The sequence below is a fragment of the Candidatus Streptomyces philanthi genome (assembly GCF_059553635.1).
The window spans coordinates 1-2,714 of sequence record NZ_JCANQV010000485.1 but is presented as its reverse complement, the minus strand read 5'-3'; the positions used below and the strand labels follow the sequence as shown (position 1 = coordinate 2,714).

Sequence of the window (2,714 nt, the reverse complement as noted above, 5' to 3'; positions counted from 1 at the left end):
GGCGCGTGGGGCGGCTCAGGTCTTGCGGGCCTTGGCGGCCACTCCGACGCAGACCAGCCCCATCAGGAACGCCAGGGCGCCGATGATGACGTTGTTCCAGATGACGCCCGCGGTGGGGCTGGTGCCCACGATCCACGGCGCGATGATCATCCAGACGCCGATGGCGCACATGGCCCAGCTCAGCCCGTACATCCGTGCCGGCCTGACGGTGAACCCCAGCGCCAGCGCGGCGATGGCCACGCCGATGATGAGGTTGTGTGTCGTCAGTGACGGCTGGGAGAGACTGAAGTGCACGATCCAGGAGGACACCGCGCAGTACAGGCCGAGGAGGAACACCGGCCCGTCCACGAGTGCCACATCGCGCCCTCCGAGGACCCTTTCGTACCGGGCCTGCATCTCGGATACGTCGGGGTGACCGGCGAGATCTCCCCTGTGGTGTGAGACGTCGGGCATGCGACTCGCCTCCTTCTTCCTCAAGCCTGCCCGTACCACGCGGCAGCTCGGCCGCACACCCCCATTCTGCGCTTATGTCGCTTTTATGTGTAGTCGGGAGGGGGCTTTTCGACGGCGCCGGCATGCGGGTCGGCGGTGTCGTGACGTACCGCGACCGGCCGGTACGGAGCGTACGAGCGGGGCGGCCGGGTCAGGAGCGGCCGAGGAGGCCGTCCAGGTGCGGGAGGCGGTGGTCCAGGCGCTCGCGCTTGGCCCGCAGATAGCGGAGGTTCTCCTTCCCCGGCGGCATCAGCAGCGGGACCTCCTCCGCGACGCCGACGCCGTAGCGCACCAGCGCCTCGCGCTTGCGCGGATTGTTGGAGAGCAGACGCACGGAACGGACGTCGAGGTCGCCCAGGATGTCGGCGGCGACGCGGTAGTCGCGGGCGTCGACCGGCAGCCCGAGGGCGATATTGGCCTCGACCGTGTCCAGCCCCTCCGCCTGGAGTTTCATCGCCCTCAGTTTCGCCAGCAGCCCGATACCGCGCCCCTCGTGCCCCTGGAGATAGACGAGAATTCCGCTGCCCTCCGCCGCGATCGCGTCCAGCGCCGCCGACAATTGCTCGCCGCACTCGCAATGCGTCGAACCGAAGACGTCCCCCGTCAGGCACTCGGAATGCAACCGGGTGAGTACCGCGTCCCGCCCGATGTCACCGTGGACCAAGGCCACTTGTTCGTCGCCGTTTAAGCGGTCCCGGTAGCCGATGGCCAGGAAATCCCCGTGAACGGTGGGCAATCGGACCTCCACCACCCGTTCGACGCCATTGTGCCCAGCGGCATCGGTGAACACGACATCACGTTCGGTCATGACGGGATCGTACCGCCGCGGTGCGGAATTCACCGGGTGTCCGGTGAACATTCGCGATCAACTCCGTGCCACGCCCGTATTGTCGTGTTCAACCTGCGGAAAAGCACCGTCACGCGTACTCTTCCCGTGCGGTGCCGGTCCCGTCCGGCACGCTCCGCGCATGCCACGGGAGGACGGCCCGCGGCCCGGCCCGTCCGGGCGCCGGGGGAAGAACCGGGAGAACACGAGGAGTTCATGAGCAGCTCGGGAACACCGGAGGCGACGGCGGGGGTGCTGCCGACCGGTACGACGCGGGACGCGGCCGCCCTGGGCGCCGATGTCGCGGTACTGCCCGTCGGCAGTTTCGAACAGCACGGCCCTTTTCTTCCGCTGGCGACCGACACCGTCATCGCCGCCACCGTCGCCCGCCAGATCGCCGACACCCATCCCGTTCTTCTGCTGCCGCCGCTCACCTTCTCCTGTTCGCACGAGCACGCGGCCTGGCCGGGCACGGTCAGTATTTCGGCCGCGACCCTGTATGCCGTGGTGCGTGACATCGCCGATTCCCTGCGGCGTTCCGGTATCGGCACGCTGATTCTGGTGAACGGGCACGGCGGGAATTACGTCCTGCGCAATGTGGTCCAGGAATCCGCCGGTACCGGTGTGCGTATGGCACTGTTCCCCGGCCCGGCCGACTGGTCCGCGGCCTGCGCGGCGGCGGGCGTGGAGACGTCCGGGCACAGCGACATGCACGCCGGGGAAATCGAGACGTCGATTCTGCTGCACTCCCGTCCGGAACTGGTCCGGCCCGGTTACGAGGACGCCGACCATCTCGCCGACGACCGCGGGCATCTGCTGACCCTGGGCCTGGCCCCCTACACCGCGTCAGGAATCGTGGGGCGTCCGTCCCTCGCCTCGGCCCGCAAGGGGGAACTGCTGCTGTCGGCGCTGGTGACCGCGTTCGGCCCCTACCTCGGACTGTTCCGCTCATGAGCGGCGTTCACGGGCCGGACGAGGAGGGGACGCTGGACGACGCGGCGGCCTGGGAGCTGCTGCGCACGCTGCGCTCGGCCGACGCCGCCGGGGCCGCGGGCCTGCTGCGCGGCCCCGGCGGCCGATGGCGGTGGCGGCAGCCGGCCTCGGACGGGGCGGCGGAGCTGGCCGCGCGCTATCTGCCGCTGTGCCTGGCCGGGCCGCGTACCGCCTTCGCGCAACTGGGGCAGAGCGTCGACGGGTTCATCGCGACCCGTACCGGTGACGCGGACTTCGTCACCGGTGAGGAGGACCGCCGGCATCTGCACCGGCTGCGGGCGCTCGCCGACGCGGTGGTCGTCGGCGCGGGCACCGTCGTCGCGGACGATCCCCGGCTGACCGTGCGCGCCTGCCCGGGGGCGCAGCCGGTGCGGGTGGTCGTCGACCCCCGCGGCCGGGTGCC

At 70.3% G+C, this 2,714-nt stretch carries 4 protein-coding genes; 2 read left to right on the top strand and 2 right to left on the bottom strand.

Features of this window, described 5'->3' with window-relative positions:
* Positions 1–15 precede the first annotated feature (15 nt).
* Positions 16–453, bottom strand: coding sequence for an SPW repeat protein (locus AC51EU_RS29290; protein ID WP_496270118.1), 438 nt, complete (start codon positions 451–453; stop codon positions 16–18).
* Positions 454–643: 190 nt separating this feature from the next.
* A complete protein-coding gene (gene ribA, locus AC51EU_RS29285; RefSeq protein ID WP_496270117.1) occupies positions 644–1,300 on the bottom strand; it encodes a GTP cyclohydrolase II in 657 nt (218 codons plus the stop codon).
* Positions 1,301–1,534: 234 nt separating this feature from the next.
* Between ribA and AC51EU_RS29280 the strand changes: the two genes are divergently transcribed.
* Together AC51EU_RS29280 and AC51EU_RS29275 are read left to right on the top strand one after the other, a co-directional pair.
* Positions 1,535–2,272 carry a creatininase family protein gene (locus AC51EU_RS29280; RefSeq protein WP_496270116.1) on the top strand — a complete coding sequence of 246 codons (738 nt, stop codon included), beginning with the start codon at positions 1,535–1,537 and terminating at the stop codon, positions 2,270–2,272.
* Positions 2,269–2,714 (top strand): RibD family protein (locus tag AC51EU_RS29275; protein WP_496270115.1); only part of this gene is annotated, 446 nt, incomplete at its 3' end. The genes AC51EU_RS29280 and AC51EU_RS29275, both read left to right, overlap by 4 nt.